At 31.4% G+C, this 17,298-nt stretch carries 13 protein-coding genes; 8 read left to right on the top strand and 5 right to left on the bottom strand.

The window, feature by feature from the left end:
- Positions 1-6: 6 nt before the first annotated feature.
- Positions 7-3,111: an SNF2-related protein gene (locus NON08_RS06425; protein WP_256690618.1), complete on the bottom strand. Its 3,105-nt coding sequence runs from the start codon at positions 3,109-3,111 to the stop codon at positions 7-9.
- Positions 3,112-3,248: 137 nt separating this feature from the next.
- Between NON08_RS06425 and NON08_RS06420 the strand changes: the two genes are divergently transcribed.
- Genes NON08_RS06420 through fsa form a run of 3 tightly spaced genes read left to right on the top strand, consistent with a single transcriptional unit; the run spans position 3,249 to position 5,670 of the window.
- On the top strand, positions 3,249-4,088 hold the full coding sequence (locus NON08_RS06420; RefSeq protein WP_256690617.1) for a transketolase: 840 nt from the start codon (positions 3,249-3,251) through the stop codon (positions 4,086-4,088).
- On the top strand, positions 4,081-5,022 hold the full coding sequence (locus NON08_RS06415; RefSeq protein ID WP_256690616.1) for a transketolase family protein: 942 nt from the start codon (positions 4,081-4,083) through the stop codon (positions 5,020-5,022). Before NON08_RS06420 ends, NON08_RS06415 begins: the two co-directional genes overlap by 8 nt.
- Before the next feature lie 12 nt (positions 5,023-5,034).
- Entirely contained in the window at positions 5,035-5,670 is a 636-nt protein-coding gene (gene fsa / locus NON08_RS06410; RefSeq protein WP_256690615.1) for a fructose-6-phosphate aldolase, read from the top strand.
- A gap of 67 nt (positions 5,671-5,737) precedes the next feature.
- On the opposite strand, the gene NON08_RS06405 is transcribed toward fsa, so the two are convergent.
- Complete coding sequence (locus NON08_RS06405; RefSeq protein WP_256690613.1) at positions 5,738-7,981, bottom strand: hydratase; 2,244 nt, start codon at positions 7,979-7,981, stop codon at positions 5,738-5,740.
- A 239-nt stretch (positions 7,982-8,220) separates the two neighbouring features.
- Between NON08_RS06405 and NON08_RS06400 the strand changes: the two genes are divergently transcribed.
- Entirely contained in the window at positions 8,221-9,534 is a 1,314-nt protein-coding gene (locus NON08_RS06400; RefSeq protein WP_256690612.1) for a CitMHS family transporter, read from the top strand.
- A gap of 19 nt (positions 9,535-9,553) precedes the next feature.
- Here the strand turns inward: NON08_RS06400 and NON08_RS06395 are convergent, their stop codons facing one another.
- The 3 genes from NON08_RS06395 to NON08_RS06385 all read right to left on the bottom strand — a co-directional run bounded on the left by NON08_RS06395 (position 9,554) and on the right by NON08_RS06385 (position 13,124).
- The gene (locus NON08_RS06395; protein WP_256690611.1) at positions 9,554-10,183 is read right to left on the bottom strand and encodes a GntR family transcriptional regulator; all 630 of its coding nucleotides are present in this window, start codon (positions 10,181-10,183) and stop codon (positions 9,554-9,556) included.
- 112 nt (positions 10,184-10,295) lie between these two features.
- Complete coding sequence (locus tag NON08_RS06390; RefSeq protein WP_256690610.1) at positions 10,296-11,642, bottom strand: Na+/H+ antiporter NhaC family protein; 1,347 nt, start codon at positions 11,640-11,642, stop codon at positions 10,296-10,298.
- 84 nt (positions 11,643-11,726) lie between these two features.
- Positions 11,727-13,124 carry a PLP-dependent aminotransferase family protein gene (locus NON08_RS06385; protein WP_256690609.1) on the bottom strand — a complete coding sequence of 466 codons (1,398 nt, stop codon included), beginning with the start codon at positions 13,122-13,124 and terminating at the stop codon, positions 11,727-11,729.
- 106 nt (positions 13,125-13,230) lie between these two features.
- Between NON08_RS06385 and NON08_RS06380 the strand changes: the two genes are divergently transcribed.
- From NON08_RS06380 to NON08_RS06365, 4 genes are read left to right on the top strand one after another with little or no spacing between them, the layout of a single operon-like run.
- Complete coding sequence (locus NON08_RS06380; protein ID WP_256690608.1) at positions 13,231-14,376, top strand: iron-containing alcohol dehydrogenase; 1,146 nt, start codon at positions 13,231-13,233, stop codon at positions 14,374-14,376.
- Positions 14,373-15,431: an S-methyl-5-thioribose-1-phosphate isomerase gene (gene mtnA / locus NON08_RS06375; RefSeq protein WP_256690607.1), complete on the top strand. Its 1,059-nt coding sequence runs from the start codon at positions 14,373-14,375 to the stop codon at positions 15,429-15,431. Before NON08_RS06380 ends, mtnA begins: the two co-directional genes overlap by 4 nt.
- A 4-nt stretch (positions 15,432-15,435) precedes the next feature.
- The gene (gene mtnK, locus NON08_RS06370; protein ID WP_256690606.1) at positions 15,436-16,614 is read left to right on the top strand and encodes an S-methyl-5-thioribose kinase; all 1,179 of its coding nucleotides are present in this window, start codon (positions 15,436-15,438) and stop codon (positions 16,612-16,614) included.
- Between the two features lie 14 nt (positions 16,615-16,628).
- Positions 16,629-17,294: an L-fuculose-phosphate aldolase gene (locus NON08_RS06365; RefSeq protein WP_256690605.1), complete on the top strand. Its 666-nt coding sequence runs from the start codon at positions 16,629-16,631 to the stop codon at positions 17,292-17,294.
- Positions 17,295-17,298 lie beyond the last annotated feature (4 nt).

The following is a 17,298-nucleotide window of genomic DNA, read 5'->3' as shown; positions in this document are numbered from 1 at the left end:
TTTTTCTTAAAATAATTTTAGAAGTTCCTCTCGATTCATTTTTAAAAGTTCCTGCTTCTCCCCTTCTAAAACCTCGCTTATCACTTTAGATTTCTCATTTTTAATGAGACTTATCTTTTCTTCAATAGTTCCCTTAGTTATAATCCTAAAAACATTCACTGTATTTTTTTGTCCCATTCTATGAGCTCTATCTGTGGCCTGATTTTCCACAGATGGATTCCACCAAGGATCAAAGTGTACAACTGTATCAGCTCCAGTTAAATTTAGTCCGCTTCCTCCAGCCTTTAAAGAGATTATGAATATATCTCCCTCTCCACTGTTAAACCTTTCTGCCAGTTCTAATCTCTCTTCTATTTTAGTTTTTCCATCTAAATAAAGCATACTAAACTCATTTTTCAAATACTCTTTTATTATGCTTAGCATCTCTGTAAATTGAGAAAAAAGAAGCACCCTATGCCCACCACTTTTAGCTTCTTGAAGAATTTCTAAAAGAGCCTCTAATTTTCCACTGTTTCCTTTGTAGTCCTCTATAAAAAGTTTTGGATGGTTACATATTTGACGTAGTCTTGTTAAGCACGAAAGGATCTTTATAGCATCGCTACCATCAGCTTCTACCTCTTTTTTATACTTCTCTAAATATGTGAGATATAATTTTTTCTGTTTCTCATCTAACTCAACAACAACATCCTGCTCTATTTTCTCTGGTAATTCTTTTAATACCTCTTTTTTAGTTCGTCTTAAAATAAAAGGTCCCACAACACTTTTTAAACTTTTTAAATTATCTAAGTATCTCTTTTTAAAAGTTGTGTGTGCTCCAAGGTACCCTGGAAATGCAAAATCAAAAATACTCCAAAGCTCTAATATATTATTTTCAATAGGAGTTCCTGTAAGAGCTATTTTAGTTTCTCCCTTTATCTCTTTTATAGCATTAGATGTCTTTGCTAAAATATTTTTTATATTTTGAGCTTCATCTATAATTATATTTGCAAACCCATCTTTAAACAGCATCTTTTCATAAAGCCCTAAATCATTTTTTAAAAGTCCATAGGTTGTTATTATTATCTCTTTGCTACCTATATTCTTAATAACCTCCTCTCTTTCCCATTTAACTCCTACGCACATCTTTACTTTTATATTTGGTGCAAATTTTTCAAATTCACTTTTCCAGTTATAAACTAAAGATTTTGGTGCTATAACTATGCTTGGTAGTTCTCTCTCCTCTAAAGCCAAATACACTATAGTTTGAAGAGTTTTTCCAAGTCCCATATCATCTGCTAAAATACCTCCAAGCCCTAATTTTTCAAGGGTTTTTAACCACTGAACTCCATACAGTTGATAATCTCTTAACATTGGAAACTCTTTTTTTATTCTTTTTTCTTCACCTTTTAAACATATAGTTTTTAGATTTTTTTCCATCTCTTTAAAATTTTCATCAAAAACTACATTTTTAATTCTTTGTAGTGTTGAGCTTAGAAAATAGCTATAATTCTTGGCTCTTGATATAACTCCAGCCTCTATCTCTTTTTTAGTGGCTTCTGCTATATTCAAAAGATCACTTAAATCATTTAGCTCCTCACTGTCTCCCACATCTATAATGCCACCATTTTTTAAAAGGTAATATTTTTTTCTCTCTCTAATGGCATTTAAAATTCCATTTAATTCACTTTTATCTATATTATCTATATTAAACTTTATCTCTAGTATATCTGTAACCTTTGTTTCTACTCTACAACTTGCCGTTGAGTAGCTTTTATTTTTAAACTCCTCTGAGTAGTAGATTTCATATTTTTTCTCAAGTTCAGGTATAGCTTCTACAACAAACCTATAGATACTTTCTAAATTTGTAATATGGTAAAACCCATTTTCAAAATTATTGTGATACACTTTTAAAACTTTACTATATAGGGACTCCTCCTCTAAAGAGTTATTTAAAAGTATAACATCCTCTAACTCACTTTCTGATTTTCCATCATAAAATCTCTTAGAATAAATCTTTAAACCATATGTGTTATATGAGTCTATATATATTTTATCCTCTATAACTTTAGGGGTATATATCTTTTCCTCTAATTTTTTAGATATCTCTAATCTTCCCATATTTTGAGCTGAATTTATAACTACTGGAAGGTTTTTTTCACTTACTATCATAGCTTTACTTCGACTTGTTCTTCTTAAAATATTTTTATACATCTCCATATCTAAAGATGAAATTCTATAAAAAACTGGTTCATTTTTATTTATAACACTTAAAAGAGTTCTTTCTCCTTTCAATATAAAATCATCTACATTTTTAAACTCCACAGCTACCGTTTCATCTTCACTCTCTTTCATCTCCACATCTAAAATATCTTTTAATGAAACTTCCTTTACAATAGCTTGATTCCCTTCTCCTAAAATATCAATAAATCTATCAAAACTTCTTTTATTTCCTAAAACTTCATTTAAATTTAACTCTCCATGATAACTTCTTTTGAATATGCCTTCATACTCTTTAAAAAAATCTAAGAATTTTTTTTCCCATCCTTGAAAATAATCTGTTTTTGGGTTGTAGCTGTAGGCTTTTCCAAAACTAAACTCCTCAGCCTCATAAGCTTCTAAAAATTTTGCAAATTTATTTGTTAATTTATATTTTTTTCCCTTTGAAATTATCTCCATATTAAAAGTAAGACTTTTATGCCCTATTATTACCTCTACCTCTGGAGTTATTTTTAAAAATATTGGATTCATTTTCTCTAAAGTTGGTTTTTTAAAAAATTCTAAATGAGTATCTGCCTCTGATTTTGAACTCATCTCTTTTTTTAGCACTAGGTTATAAGCTGCCATTCCCACTGCAGCTATATGCTTACACGGAGACATATTCTCTCTAAAATACATACAACTACAGTTGTAATCAACAACCTCTTTATAGTTAAATATAACATCAGTTCTGTAGTTTAAATATCCACTACTACCCTTTATAGTTCCAGTTAAATTACGAACACCCTCTCCATAGTATTCCTCTTCCACACTCTCTATTTGAAGTTTTAATATCTTTCCCTTTTTATAATACTCTTCCCCACGTTTATACATTATTGAACCGACTTTATCTAATAAATTTTTTAAAAATTCCACTCAATCCCTCCTAATGTTTTCCTACATTATATCACATCGCCCATCTTCACATAATTATGAAAAATAAAAAATATTTTGTAGGTTATTTCTAAAATTTATAGAATTATATAGTAAATACCTAAACTTAGGAGGTTTTTATGCCTGATATTATCCAAATGGAAAAATTTGCTAAAGATATTCGAAAAGAAACTTTAAAAATGCTTTTAAATAGAGGTTTTGGACACATTGGCGGAGCTATGTCCATTGTAGAAACTCTTGCAGTGCTATATTCAACTATGAAAATAAACCCTCAAGATCCTAAAAATTTAGATAGAGATTTTTTTGTACTTTCAAAAGGGCATGCAGGACCAAGCCTTTACTCCACTCTTGCTTTAAAAGGATTTTTTCCTTTAGAGACTCTGATGACTTTAAATGATAATGGTACTACTTTACCTAGTCATCCAAATAGAAACTTAACTCCAGGAATAGATATGACAACTGGTTCTTTAGGACAAGGAGTTTCTGCTGCTGTTGGAATCGCTTTAGGACTTTTAAGAGATAGCAGTGAAAGACATGTTTACTGTATTGTTGGAGATGGTGAGCTAAATGAGGGACAGTGCTGGGAAGCTATTCAGTTTGCTGCTCACTTTAAATTAACTAACTTTACACTTTTTGTAGATAACAACAAAAAGCAACTAGATGGAACAACTAATGAAATCTGTGAAACTTTTAGTATCTTAGAAAAACTTAGAAGTTTTGGATTTCACTCTATGCAAGTTAAAGGAGACTCTGTAGGGGAGATTTATACAGCTTTAAAAGGAGATAACTTTGGGAAACCTAAAGCTATTGTTTTAGATACTATTAAAGGGCAAGGAGTTAAATACTTTGAAGATTTAAAAGCAAATCACCATGTTAGATTTAATGATGAGATGAAGGGAGTTCTTCTTTGGGAGATTCAAAATTTTGAACAGGGTGATAAGGAGGATGAAAATGAGTAACCTTGTATTAGATAGTTTAGAGATGAGAAGAGCTTATAGTGAAACACTGAAGGAACTTATAAAAAATGATAAAAATGTCTATGTCTTAGAAGCTGATCTTTCTGAAGCTATAACTACAACAACTATTGGTGATGAGTTTCCAGATAACTTTGTAAACTGTGGAATTATGGAAGCCAATATGGTAGGAGTTGCAAGTGGCTTGTCTCTTCTGGGAAAAATCCCTTTTATACATACTTTTAGTCCTTTTGCTACTAGAAGATGTTATGACCAGATATTTTTATCTGGAGCTTATGCTGAAACAAATATTAAAATTTTAGGCTCTGATACTGGTATAACCTCTCAATATAATGGAGGAACACACACATCCTTTGAAGATATAGCTCTTATGAGAGAGGTTCCTGGAGCTACAGTTATGACAGCCACAGATTCTACTATGTTAAAATATCTAATTCGTGAGATAAAAAATATCTATGGAATCCACTATATAACAACAATTAGAAAAAATGCTTATAAAATATATGATGAAAATGAAAAGTTTGAAATTGGAAAAGGAAAAGTCTTAAAAGATGGTAAAGACTTAACGATAATTAGTAGTGGAATTATGGTTGCAGAAGCTTTAAAAGCTGCTGAAGAACTTGAAAAACAAGGAATTAGTGCAGCTGTTATTGATATGTTTACCATTAAACCACTAGATAAAGATTTAATTATTGAGTATGCTAAAAAAACAGGAAAAATTATAACAGCTGAAAATCATAATGTTTTAGGTGGTCTTGGAAGTGCTATTGCAGAGGTTCTTGTTGAAAATTATCCAGTCCCCATGAGAAGAATTGGAGTAGAGGATAGATTTGGACAAGTTGGTACTCAAGACTTTTTACAAAAAGAGTATGGTTTAACAGCTGAAAAAATTATAGAAAAAGCAAGTGAGCTTGCTTAGGGAGGAACAAATATGAAGATTTTTATTGATACTGCCAATGTTGAAGAGATTAGAGACGCTGCTAAGATGGGGTATATCTCAGGAGTTACAACAAATCCATCTTTAATTGCTAGAGAGGGTAGAGATTTTAAAGAGGTTGTCACTGAGATTACAGAAATTGTAGATGGTCCTGTAAGTGCTGAGGTTATCTCTTTAAAAGCTGATGAGATGATAGCAGAAGCTATGGAACTTAGTAAGATTCATAGTAATATAGTAATAAAACTTCCTATTACAAAGGATGGTTTAGAAGCTTGTAGACACCTTGTAGATAGAGGAATCAAAACGAATTTAACTCTTATTTTCTCTGCTAACCAAGCTCTTTTAGCTGCTAGAGCTGGTGCTACTTACGTTAGTCCATTCCTTGGAAGACTTGATGACACTGGAGTAAACGGTATTGATCTTATAAAGGAGATCTCTGAGATTTTTAAAGCTCATAATATTGAAAGTGAGATTATAGCTGCTAGTATTAGAAACCCTTACCATGCTAAAGAAGCTGCTAAAGCTGGAGCACACATTGGAACTATTCCATACTCTGTGCTTTGTAAAATGCTAGAACACCCTCTTACAGATGCTGGTATAGCTAAGTTCCTAGCTGATTGGAATAGATAAACTTTATACACACACACTTTATTATAGAGAAAGCTAGATAAATTAATATCTAGCTTTCTTTTATATTTTAGTTCTCTTTATAGTAGTTAATTAAACACCCATCTACTAGAATTTTTCTCTCTGTATCAGTTAATGCCTCTAACTTTAATTCAAGCTCTTTTATTTCGTCACTTCCACTTGATATTACATACCCTTTCACTGTATCCACTTTATTTTCAATAGCTGATTTTACATCTTTTATATAGATATAGTCATCATTTGCAAAGTTTACATCTTGCTTTATAATAAATGGAATCATTCCCCAGTTAATTAGGTTTGATCTGTAACGTTTTGTTGCATACTCTCTAGCTATATTTGCCCATCCACCTAAAACTTTCTGACAAGATGCAGCTTGCTCTCTAGCTGATCCATCTCCTGGTTTATTTGCATATATTGTACTTCCTATTCCAATCTCCAAAGGTTTTATATTACTATCAATAGTTTTTATTTTGTTTAAAACTTTTTCTAACTCTCCCACAAAAGGATTTTCTCCATTTTCTCTTTGTAACTCAAATCTATGAATCTCTTTTGCCTTTTTCGTATAATCAGGTACTCTTCTTGAAAGAGTAAATTCAGCAAGTCTCATTGGATTCGAACGATATGATGATGTCTCTCCTGAAGGTATAAGCTCATCTGTTGTTGTAACAGGGTCATTTATAACTGCACAAACTTTTAAAAGCATATTTTCTGTAAGTGCTGGCATTTTTGGCCAATCAATTATATTTGGTCCATAGATTAAGTCTGATGATTTAGACTCTTCAAATCCATCATAAACTTTATTTTTATAAACTTTATCACTAAACTCATACTTTGGCTTAGTAAACTCTACATCAATATCTGTAGCTGCTGTTAACTTTCCTCCATTGATTGCTGTTGCTGCAATAGACCTAGCATCCATTAGTGCTACCATTGATATTTGTCCATCTCCTGGTTTTGATCCTTCTCTATTTGGGAAGTTTCTAGTTGTATGTCTTAGACTTAATTGTCCATTTGCAGGTGTATCTCCCGCTCCAAAACACGGTCCACAAAATGCAGATCTAACAACTGCTCCACTTTCCATTATAGTTCCTATTGAACCATTTTTATTAAGATTTATATATGTTGGTTGGCTTGATGGATACACACTTAATGTAAAGTCCACTCCCACAGATTTATCTTTTAAAATATCTGCAGCATCCACTATATTGTCATAAGTTCCACCTGCACATCCTGCTATAACTCCTTGCTCAGCAAAAAGAGATCCATCTTTTATCTTACTTTTAAGATCTATTTTTATTCCCTGCTCTAAAGCTTCCTCTTCTACTTTTGTTAGTATCTCATCTAAGTTACTTTGTAACTCTTTTATTGAATAAACATTACTTGGATGGAAAGGAAGTGCTATCATAGATTCAATTTTATCTAAATCAATTACAACCATTCCATCATAATAAGCTACATTCTCTGGAGATAACTCTGAATACTCCTCAGATCTATTGTGCTCCTTTAGATACTCCTTAACTTTTTCATCAGTTTTCCAAATTGAAGTTAAGCATGTTGTCTCAGTTGTCATAACATCTATACCATTTCTAAATTCAACATCTAAGTTTGATATTCCCTCTCCCACAAACTCCATAACTTTATTTTTTACAAATCCATTTTTGAAAACAGCTTTGATTATTGTTAAAGCTATATCTTGAGGTCCTATACCTTTTTTAGGTGCTCCTTTTAAATATATTCCCACTACTCCTGGGTATTTTATATCATAAGTTTTGCTTAGAATCTGCTTTACCAGTTCTCCTCCACCTTCACCTATAGCCATAGTTCCCAACGCCCCATATCTTGTATGACTATCAGAACCTAAGATCATCTTTCCACACCCAGCCATAGTTTCTCTCATATATTGATGAATTACACCTTGATGAGGTGGTACATATATTCCACCGTATTTCTTAGCCGCTGAAAGACCAAACATGTGATCATCCTCATTTATTGTTCCTCCAACAGCACAAAGAGTGTTGTGGCAATTTGTTAAGACATAAGGAATTGGAAATTTTTCAAGACCGCTTGCTCTAGCAGTTTGTATTATTCCTACGTACGTTATATCATGAGAAGCTAAGCAATCAAATTTTAAATTTAAATCTTCCATATTATTTGAAACATTGTGCTTTTCTAAAATTTTATAAGCTATTGTTCCTTTCTTTGAAACCTCTTTATTATATTTTACACCAGATTCCTCTGATATAATCTCTTTTCCATTAATTAAAAATACTCCATTATTATATAAAGATATCATAAGTCCTCCCGCAAATTTCACTTTTGAATAATTGTATACAATTATATTTTATATATTTTTTTAATTTTGTCAACTGTTTTTTTATTTTATTTTTTAATTAATATGTTACTTTTTAGTAAAAAATGTTTTTAAAAAAAATATATTGACTTTTTTAAAACAAAAATTTATAATTTGCACAACAAGAATTTTTGTATACAATTGTTCAATTTAATTTTGATAGTTTTGGGGAGGTTTTATTTATGTTACTAGCCGTTGCTGGTTTTATTATGTTATTTGCTATGATGTATTTTCTTTTTAAATCAAAAACTATACCTTTGGTTGTTTTTATCACAATTCCATTTATTGCTGCTGTTTTAGCTGGTTTTTCATTTCCAGAGATTGTCACTTTTGTAAAAAAAGGTGTCGGAAAAACTAGTGAAATGGCCGTTCTATTTATTTTCTCAGTTACTTTCTTCGGTCTAATGTCTGATGCCGGGATGTTTGACGTTATTGTTGATAAGTTGGTAAAAAAAGCTGGAACAAATGTTATTGCAGTTGCCGTTGTCACTGCCATTGTTGCCATTTTCTCCCACCTTGATGGTGCCACTGTTACAACTGTTTTAGTTACAGTTCCAGCTCTATTACCACTTTATAAAAAATTAAATATCCGTCCACAACTTTTACTTATGATTGTTGGAGCTGGAATGGGTGTTATGAATCTTTTACCTTGGGGTGGTCCTGTTGCTAGAGCAGCTACAGTTTTAGGGATGAATCCAAATGATTTGTGGCATATCATGATTCCTATTCAAATTTTAGGAGTTGCTACTACAATTGGTCTAGCTGTTTTTGGTGCTATGAGAGAGATTAAATTTAATGGTGCTGGTGTTTTGGAAAAAACATCTCCTGAATTTGAAATAGAAGAGGGAACTCATATCTCTCAAAAGAAAGAGAATGAATTAAAAAGACCTAAGTTAACAGCTTTTAATATGCTTTTAACTCTTGGAATTTTAGTTTTATTACTGATTAATACTTTCCCTCCATATTTTGTATTTATGATTGGATGTGCTGTTGCACTTGTAGTTAACTATCCTAATCCTAAAGATCAAAAAAATAGATTAAAAGCTCATGCTCCTGCAGCCCTTGATGTATCATCTGTTATGCTTGGAGCTGGAGTTATGGTTGGAATTTTAGGTAATAGTGGAATGCTAGAAGCTATGACTATACCTCTACTAAAGGTTATTCCATCATTTATTGCTTCTCAGTTACATATATTAATGGGAGTTTTATCTCTACCTCTTGGATTAGTTTTAGGAACAGATTCATATTTTTATGGATTGATGCCTCTTGCTATTGAAGTTGGTAAAAACTTTGAAATTGCTCCTTTAAATATGGCTGTAGCTATGACTATTGGAAAAAACCTTTCTCTTTTCATAAGTCCTTTAGTTCCTGCTACTTTCTTAGGAATAGGACTTGCTGGTATTGAGTTAAAAGATCACATTAAATACTCATTTGCTGGTTTATTTGGTGTATCTTTAATTATGATGGTATTTGCACTATCTATAAATATGTTCTAATAAAAAAAGACCGTCAAACTTATTTGATGGTCTTTTTTACTACTTCTTTTGCATTTAACAGATGAAGTCTATTGGCTTCTTTAGCTTTTTCTAACTCTCCATCTCTCAATAAACTTATAATTTCAAAATGTTCGTTATAAGCTTTTAAAACTCTATTTTCACTTTTTAAAGATTTTCTCTTTAATGCTGATATTATAAAATCATAGTGTCTCAATATTTTCACAGCATACTCTAAAGATGATGCTGAGTAAACTAAAGAGTTATACTCTAAAAATAGTCTTCTTGCTTCTTCCCAATTTTCAGTATCTATAAGATATTTTGTCAAAATCAAATTTTGGTATATCCTATCTATTCCACTTTTATTTTTTGCAATAGAATCAAATAAAATTCCCTCAAGACATATTCTAATCTCAAATATTTCATCAATTTTTTGTTGAGTTATCTCCATAATTCTTAATCTACCATTTGGCAATCTTTCAATTATGTCCTCAATTTCTAACTTTTTTATAGCTTCTCTCAAAGGAGTTCTACTAACATTTAGTTTATTTGCATAGTCAATCTCTACTACTTTATCTCCAAAATCGATATTTCCAACTAATAGATCATTTTTTATTGTTTCATAGATATTATCACTACTACTCTTTCTCATTATTATAGTCTCCTAGTCTTTTTATATCTCATATGATACTTTTTTTTCTAAAATTTAGCAAGAAAAAAGACCAACTTAAAATCTAAAATTTTAAATTGGTCTTTTTATTTTTTTAGAATACCTCTTTTTCAACCTCTTGCTCTATTATTGTTTCTTTTTGATATGCTTTTAATCTTGGCACATTGAATACAATTGACAATCCACCAAATAGAATCATTAAAAATGAATAATAGTTATAAGGTACTATCTGCATTGGAGATATTTGAGCTAATCCTGCAGCTACAAGAAGTTGACCTCCATATGGAAGTAATCCTTGGAAAGCTGAAGAGAAAATATCTAATAAACTAGCAGTTCTTCTTAAATCTATTGAATATTGCTTTGATATATTTTTAGATAGTGGTCCTGCAGTTACAATAGAGATTGTATTATTAGCTGTTGCAACGTCGATTAATGCAGCTAATGTAGCTATTCCAGCTTCTGCTCCTTTTTTACTCTTTATTTTAGATGTTATTTTATCAAGTAGATAGTTAACTCCTCCATAGTAATTCATAAGAGCTATTATTCCACCTATTGTAATAGCAATTAAACATAGATCTTGCATCCATCCAAATCCTCTTTGAATAAATCCTAATAACTCTACAAAATTGAAAGCTCCAAGAGCTAACCCTAAAATAGATCCAGTTCCTATACCAATTGCTAAAACAACCATTACATTTAATCCAATTAAAGCACTCACTATAATCGAGATATATGGAAGTATTTTTATTAAAGAATAATCTCCCACTGCAACAGTTCCACTTGCTTCAGGAACTAATGATAAAATTATAATTGTAACTATTACTGCAGGTAAAACTATTAACGCATTCATTTTAAATTTATCTCTAAGCTCTATTCCTTGAGTTCTTGCAGCTGCAATTGTTGTATCAGAAACAAAAGATAGATTGTCTCCAAACATTGCTCCTCCAACAACAGTTCCCATTAAAAGAGATAGATCTAAACCAGTTTGTTGAGCCATTCCTATTGCAATTGGAACTATCGCTGTAATTGTTCCCATAGATGTTCCCATAGCAAAAGAGATAATACAACTAATAACAAAAATTCCTGGCAGTATTGCCTTTGATGGTAAAATACTTAAACCAAAGTTTACTGTTGCATCCACTGACCCCATAGCATTTGCAACAGAGTAAAAGGCTCCTGCTAAAATGAAAATTGTAACCATTAAAATTATTGTTGATTCTCCTCCACCTCTAGCAAAAATCTCAACTTTTTCTTCAAGTGATATTTTTTTATCTTTTCTATTCAGTGATAATGCGTATGCTAATACAAACATGAAACCAACTAAAACAGGCATACTTGAAAAATTATTTGTAACTATTCCTGTCACTAAAAACATTATCACAAATAAAATTAAAGGTGTTAATCCCATAAAGCTTTTGTAATTATCTTTTTCATTCAACATCTTTACTCACTCCCCTTAAAAACTTAGTGCTACGATATTAACTCATAAGTTTTTTAAAATCAAGAAAGTGCTTAACAAAGTGTTCTATAACACTTTATTATTTATCTCCTTTATGGCATTTTCAATTATGTTTAAACCTTTTTCTATCTCATCTTTTTTTAACCCAACAAAACTCAACCTAATTTTTGAGTCCACTCTTTTATCCCAGTAAAAAATAGTTCCAGGAAGAAAAGAAACTCCATTTTTTTTACAAAGATAATAGAACTCCTTTTCATCAATATCCTTATTTAGCTTAATCCAAATTGACCTTCCTCCTCCTGGACTATGCATAAGTCTTACTCCCTCTATTTTCTTTAATCTCTCTATCATATATTCATATTGCTCTTTTATCTTCTCTCTTATTTTTGCTAGACTCTCTTCATATATCCCATTTTTTATTAAATACTCTAAAGTTTTCTGAGTGAAATTACTTGGAGTTATCTCTGAATTTAGAACTTCAAAATCCAACCTCTCTCTAAATATAGGAGGTACAATCATATAGGATATCTTCATCTCTTTATGGATACATTTAGCTAGATCTTTTATATAAAAAACTCGCTCTCTTCCAGCTCTATCATAGCTTTTTAAAGATTTTGGTTTCTCCTCTAGGTAGTAAAAGTCTGAACTGTTATCCTCTTCAATTATATAAAAATCATACTCTTGTGCCAATTTAAGTAATTTCTCTTTTTTCTCACTAGACCACACTATTCCAGATGGATTTTGATAGTTAAAACTCTCATATACAAAGTCTATTTTACTATTTTTTAAAACCTCTTCAAAATCTTTAAAATCCCAACCATCCTCTAAAAGATGGATTCCATTAACAATAGCTCTCTCTTTAAATAAATTTAAAGCCTTGTACTTTGTAGGATCTGAAACTACTATAGTTCTCTCTCCTTTTTTCTTAAAAAATAGTTTTAAAACAGTATTTAAACACTGCTGAGAACTATTTAAAACCACTATCTCTCCACTTGATATAAATATGTCTGAATCCTCTAAGTGATCCGCTATTGTGTCTCTTAAATCTTTACTTCCCTTTAAATTTTCCTCTTCAAATATATCATCATTTAAAACCAAAACTTTAAGCATTATATTTCTCAAATCTAAACCTATAAGTTTTATTGAATCTATCTCATCCTTTGAAAAATCTATAAGATTTTTCTTTTCCTCTTCAGTTATTAAAGCCCTTTCTAAAATTAGTCTATTATCTAAATTTATGGAAAAATCTCTATTTTCACTTACAAAACTTCCCTTTCCTAAAACTTTAAAAATGTACCCTTCACTTTCAAGCATCTCATAACCTTTTAACACAGTTGTTGTATTTAACCCCTTTTTTATAGATATCTGTCTTAGAGATGGCAGTTTTTCTCCTGCTTTTAAATCTCCATTTAATATTTTTTCTTTAAAATACTCATAAACATCTAAACAAGACCCTCTTTTCATAATTTTGTCTAAGTGTTGTAAAACACTTAATGCCCCCTTTACTTGATTTTTTTCAGTTTTAGAATTATATATATTATATTATAACATATTTCAAGGGGAGGCATAGATGGAGAGTTTTAATTTTAAAAGTTCCACTAGAATAATTTTTGGGAAAGATAGTTTTAAAGATGTTGGTAAATATATAAAACCTCATTCTTCAAAAATATTACTACATTATGAGGGAGAGTTAATTAAAAAACTAGGTATATACGACACTGTAGTTAACTCTTTAAAAGAAAATGATATTGATTTTATTGAACTATCAGGAGTGGTACCAAATCCAAGACTATCTCTTGTGGAAAAAGGTATCGATATATGTATAGATAACGATATTGATTTTATACTAGCTGTTGGTGGAGGTAGCGTTATTGATTCATCTAAGGCTATCGCTCTTGGAACTCCATATATTGGGGATGTTTGGAACTTTTTTACTGGAAAAGATGAGCCTACTACCTCTTTAAAAGTTGGAGTTATTCTAACAATTCCTGGGGCTGGATCAGAGATGTCTGAAAGTAGCATCATTACAAGGGAGGAGGATTTAACTAAAGCAGTTTGCGACACTGAATTTAATATTCCTGAGTTTGCAATACTTGATCCTCAAGTTTGCTACTCTATTCCAACAAAACTTATGTGCTGTGGAATTGTAGATATTTTATCTCACCTTATGGAAAGATACTTCTCTCCCACTGAAAATGTTGAATTAAGTGATTCTCTTTTAGAAGGAGCTATGAGAACTATTGTAGATCTTGGACCTAAGTATTTGGAAAATCCAAAGGATTACAACACTTGTGCACAGATCATGTGGACAGCCACTGTTGCTCACAATGGTATGATTGCTTGTGGAAGAGTTGCTGATTGGTCATCACATAGAATTGAACATGAGATCAGTGCTATTTACGACTTAAATCACGGAGCTGGAATGGCTGTTATTTTCCCAGCTTGGTTAAAATATGTTAAAGATATAAATCCTAAAAAAATCCAGAGCTTCTCAAAAAATGTATTCCACTGTGAAAATGGAATTGAAGCTTTAGAAAACTTCTTTAAGTCCTTTGGTTTAGTAACTACATTAAAAGAGCTAAACATACCTAATGAAAGCTTTGATTTCATGGCTAAAAAAGCTTTAGGAAATAGAGGGACTATGGGAAATTATGTTAAATTAAATGCCAAAGATATTACAAATATACTAGAGATTGCAATGGGAGGAAACATATGAAAACTGAAAAAGATTTTATCTATTCTATAGAGTGGAGCGAGGACGGAGCTATTATTTTAGATCAAACTAAACTTCCTACAGAGACTGTTTTTTTAACAGTGACAGATGAGAAACAGATGCATCACTATATAAAAACTCTAACAATTAGAGGAGCTGGTGCTTTAAGTATTGGTGGAGCTTACGGTGTTTACTTAGGAGTTTGGAAATCAGAGGAAACAGACCCTAAAAAATTTGTAGATAAAGTTCTTGAAGTTTGTGACTATATGGATACAGCTAGACCCACTGCTGTTAAGTTATTTGTAATGGTTGATAAAATCAGAAAGTGTGCTTTAAAAAATGCTCATCTTTCTGTGCCTGAGATAAAAGCAGCTATTTTAAATAGATGTCATGAGATAAGACAGGAAAATATAGATGATTGCGCTAAAGTTGGTGAGTATGCTCTCTCTCTTTTAAAGGATGGAATGACTGTTTTAACTCACTGTAACGCTGGAAGTTATGCAACTGTTATAAGAGGTTCTGCATTAGCTCCATTTTACCTTGCTAAAGAGAGAGGAATGAATATCAAAGCTTTTGTAGATGAAACTAGACCTCTTTTACAAGGTTCTAGATTAACTGCTCATGAGCTTCAAAAAGCTGGAGTAGATGTAACTTTAATCTGTGATAATATGGCTGCTTACTGTATGCAGCAAGGACTTATAGATGCTGTTGTTGTATCTAGTGATAGAATCGCTGCAAATGGAGATACAATTAATAAAATAGGAACTTACAATGTGGCTGTTTTAGCTAAATATCACAACATCCCTTTCTATGTAGCTTCAACTTTTGCCAGTGTGGATTTCAGTATGGAAAAAGGTAGCGATGTACCTATTGAGCTTAGACCTGACGAGGAGATCACTGAGGGATTTGGAAAAAGAACTGCTCCTTATGGTATAAAGGTTTATAACCCTTGTTTTGATGTTACTCCTAACGAGTTAATCACAGCTATTATCTGTGAAAAGGGAATTGCTAGACCTAACTACAAAGAGAGCTTAGCTAAAATGAAAGGGGAGGAATAGTAATATGGCTGCTTATGAGATTTTAAATGAGGATTCTGCACTTATATATTCAGTTGAAACTTTAAATTTTTTTAATGATAAAAATTGTTTAACTTGTAAAGAGATTGGAGATGGTAATCTAAATAATGTCTTTAGAATTGTAGATTCTACCTCTGGAAAGTCTCTAATTTTAAAGCAATCTCTTCCATATGCTAGAACCTCTGTGGAGATGAAGTTAGATGCTAAAAGAGGAGAGATTGAAGCTATGGGCCTTATGACTCAAGGAAAACTATCTCCTAACATGGTTCCTATTGTCTATAACTATGATCCCTCTAAATATATTATAGCTATGGAGGATTTAACAGGTCATGAGATTCTTAGAACTGCTATGATAAATGGTGTTATATTTCCAAATTTAGGAAAAGATGCAGCTAGCTTCTTTGCTAATACACTTCTTAGAACTAGTGATATTGTTCTAGATAGCAAAACAAAAAAAGATGAGGTACTAAAGTTTATCAATAAAGATCTTTGTGATTTAACAGAGCATCTAGTTTTAACTAACTCAGCATTTTTAGCTTCTAGAAATAAAATTGATGATCATCTTCTAGATTTCGTTAAAGAAAATGTTTTCAATGATAAAAAAGTAGCTTTTGAAGTGGCAAAGCTAAAACATAACTTTATGTGTAACGCTCAAGCTCTTCTTCACGGAGATGCTCATATAGGTAGTATATTTGCCAAGGATAACAGCTTAAAATTCATTGACACTGAGTTTTCATTCTACGGTCCTATGGGATTTGATGTTGGTATGTTTTTAGCTAACCTTTTTATGAATGCTTGTTACCATAAAGCTCTTGGAAATATACAGTATAAAAACTATGTTTTAAATCAAATTGAAAGCTTTATAGATAACTTTAAAAAGGAGTTCATTGAAGTTTGGGATACATACGCAACTGAACACTTTGCTAAAACTAATGAGGAGTTTAAGTTCTGGTATTTAAACAACGTTTTAAAAGATACTGCAGGGTATTGTGCTTGTGAAATGATAAGAAGAACAACTGGTTCATCTCACGTTAAAGAGATGGATGATTACAACGATAAAGATATACAAAAGAAAGCTCAAATGAAAAACATCACTTTAGCTTTACAAATACTATTTAACCAAGAAAAATTCAAATGTGGAAAAGACTATAGAGAACTTTTTTAAAGGAGAAAAAAACTATGCTTTTAGAAAAAGAGAGAGAAGAACTTATTGTTTACGGTAAAAAAATGATTACAGAAAATCTAACTAAGGGTACTGGAGGAAACTTAAGTATCTTTAATAGAGAGAAAAATTTAATGGCTATTACTCCTAGTGGTATTGGTTATTTTGATATAACACCAGAGGATATTGTTATTATTGATGTGGCTACTGGAAAAATTGTAGATGGACATAGAGTTCCTTCAAGTGAATGTGATATGCATAGAATTTTCTATAAATATAGAGATGATATTGATGCTGTTGTTCACACTCACAGTACTTTTTCTACAACAATCTCATGTCTTAATATAAATCTTCCTCCTATTCACTACATCCTAGCAACTGCTGGTATAGATGTTAGATGTGCTGAGTATGCAACTTATGGAACTGTGAGACTAGCTAAAAATGCCTTTGAAGCTATGAAGGATAGAAATGCTGCGCTACTTGCAAATCATGGATTAATAACAGGGGGAAAAACTTTAAAAGAGGCTTTCTCTGTGGCTTTAGATGTTGAGTTTTGCTCTGAGCTTTTCTGTAGAGCTAAATCTATGGGAGAACCTGTTTCACTATCTGTTGAAGAGATGACTTCTATGATGGAACGATTTAAAACCTATGGAAAAAGAGTTGAGGAACACGAAGAAATTTAAAATA

This window comes from Cetobacterium sp. NK01, assembly GCF_024506395.1.
Classification (GTDB): domain Bacteria; phylum Fusobacteriota; class Fusobacteriia; order Fusobacteriales; family Fusobacteriaceae; genus Cetobacterium_A; species Cetobacterium_A somerae_A.
The sequence above is the reverse complement of the archived record's forward strand: the minus strand, read 5'-3'. Positions and strand labels throughout refer to the sequence as shown.

Bases quoted from the DNA above. Each gene is read 5' to 3' on its own strand.
- NON08_RS06365 (WP_256690605.1), top strand. From the start codon at position 16,629: ATGCTTTTAGAAAAAGAGAGAGAAGAACTTATTGTTTACGGTAAAAAA.
- NON08_RS06405 (WP_256690613.1), bottom strand. From the start codon at position 7,981: ATGATATCTTTATATAATAATGGAGTATTTTTAATTAATGGAAAAGAG.
- NON08_RS06400 (WP_256690612.1), top strand. From the start codon at position 8,221: ATGTTACTAGCCGTTGCTGGTTTTATTATGTTATTTGCTATGATGTAT.
- NON08_RS06390 (WP_256690610.1), bottom strand. From the start codon at position 11,642: ATGTTGAATGAAAAAGATAATTACAAAAGCTTTATGGGATTAACACCT.
- NON08_RS06380 (WP_256690608.1), top strand. From the start codon at position 13,231: ATGGAGAGTTTTAATTTTAAAAGTTCCACTAGAATAATTTTTGGGAAA.
- mtnK (WP_256690606.1), top strand. From the start codon at position 15,436: ATGGCTGCTTATGAGATTTTAAATGAGGATTCTGCACTTATATATTCA.
- NON08_RS06385 (WP_256690609.1), bottom strand. From the start codon at position 13,124: ATGAAAAGAGGGTCTTGTTTAGATGTTTATGAGTATTTTAAAGAAAAA.
- NON08_RS06420 (WP_256690617.1), top strand. From the start codon at position 3,249: ATGCCTGATATTATCCAAATGGAAAAATTTGCTAAAGATATTCGAAAA.
- mtnA (WP_256690607.1), top strand. From the start codon at position 14,373: ATGAAAACTGAAAAAGATTTTATCTATTCTATAGAGTGGAGCGAGGAC.
- NON08_RS06395 (WP_256690611.1), bottom strand. From the start codon at position 10,183: ATGAGAAAGAGTAGTAGTGATAATATCTATGAAACAATAAAAAATGAT.
- NON08_RS06415 (WP_256690616.1), top strand. From the start codon at position 4,081: ATGAGTAACCTTGTATTAGATAGTTTAGAGATGAGAAGAGCTTATAGT.
- fsa (WP_256690615.1), top strand. From the start codon at position 5,035: ATGAAGATTTTTATTGATACTGCCAATGTTGAAGAGATTAGAGACGCT.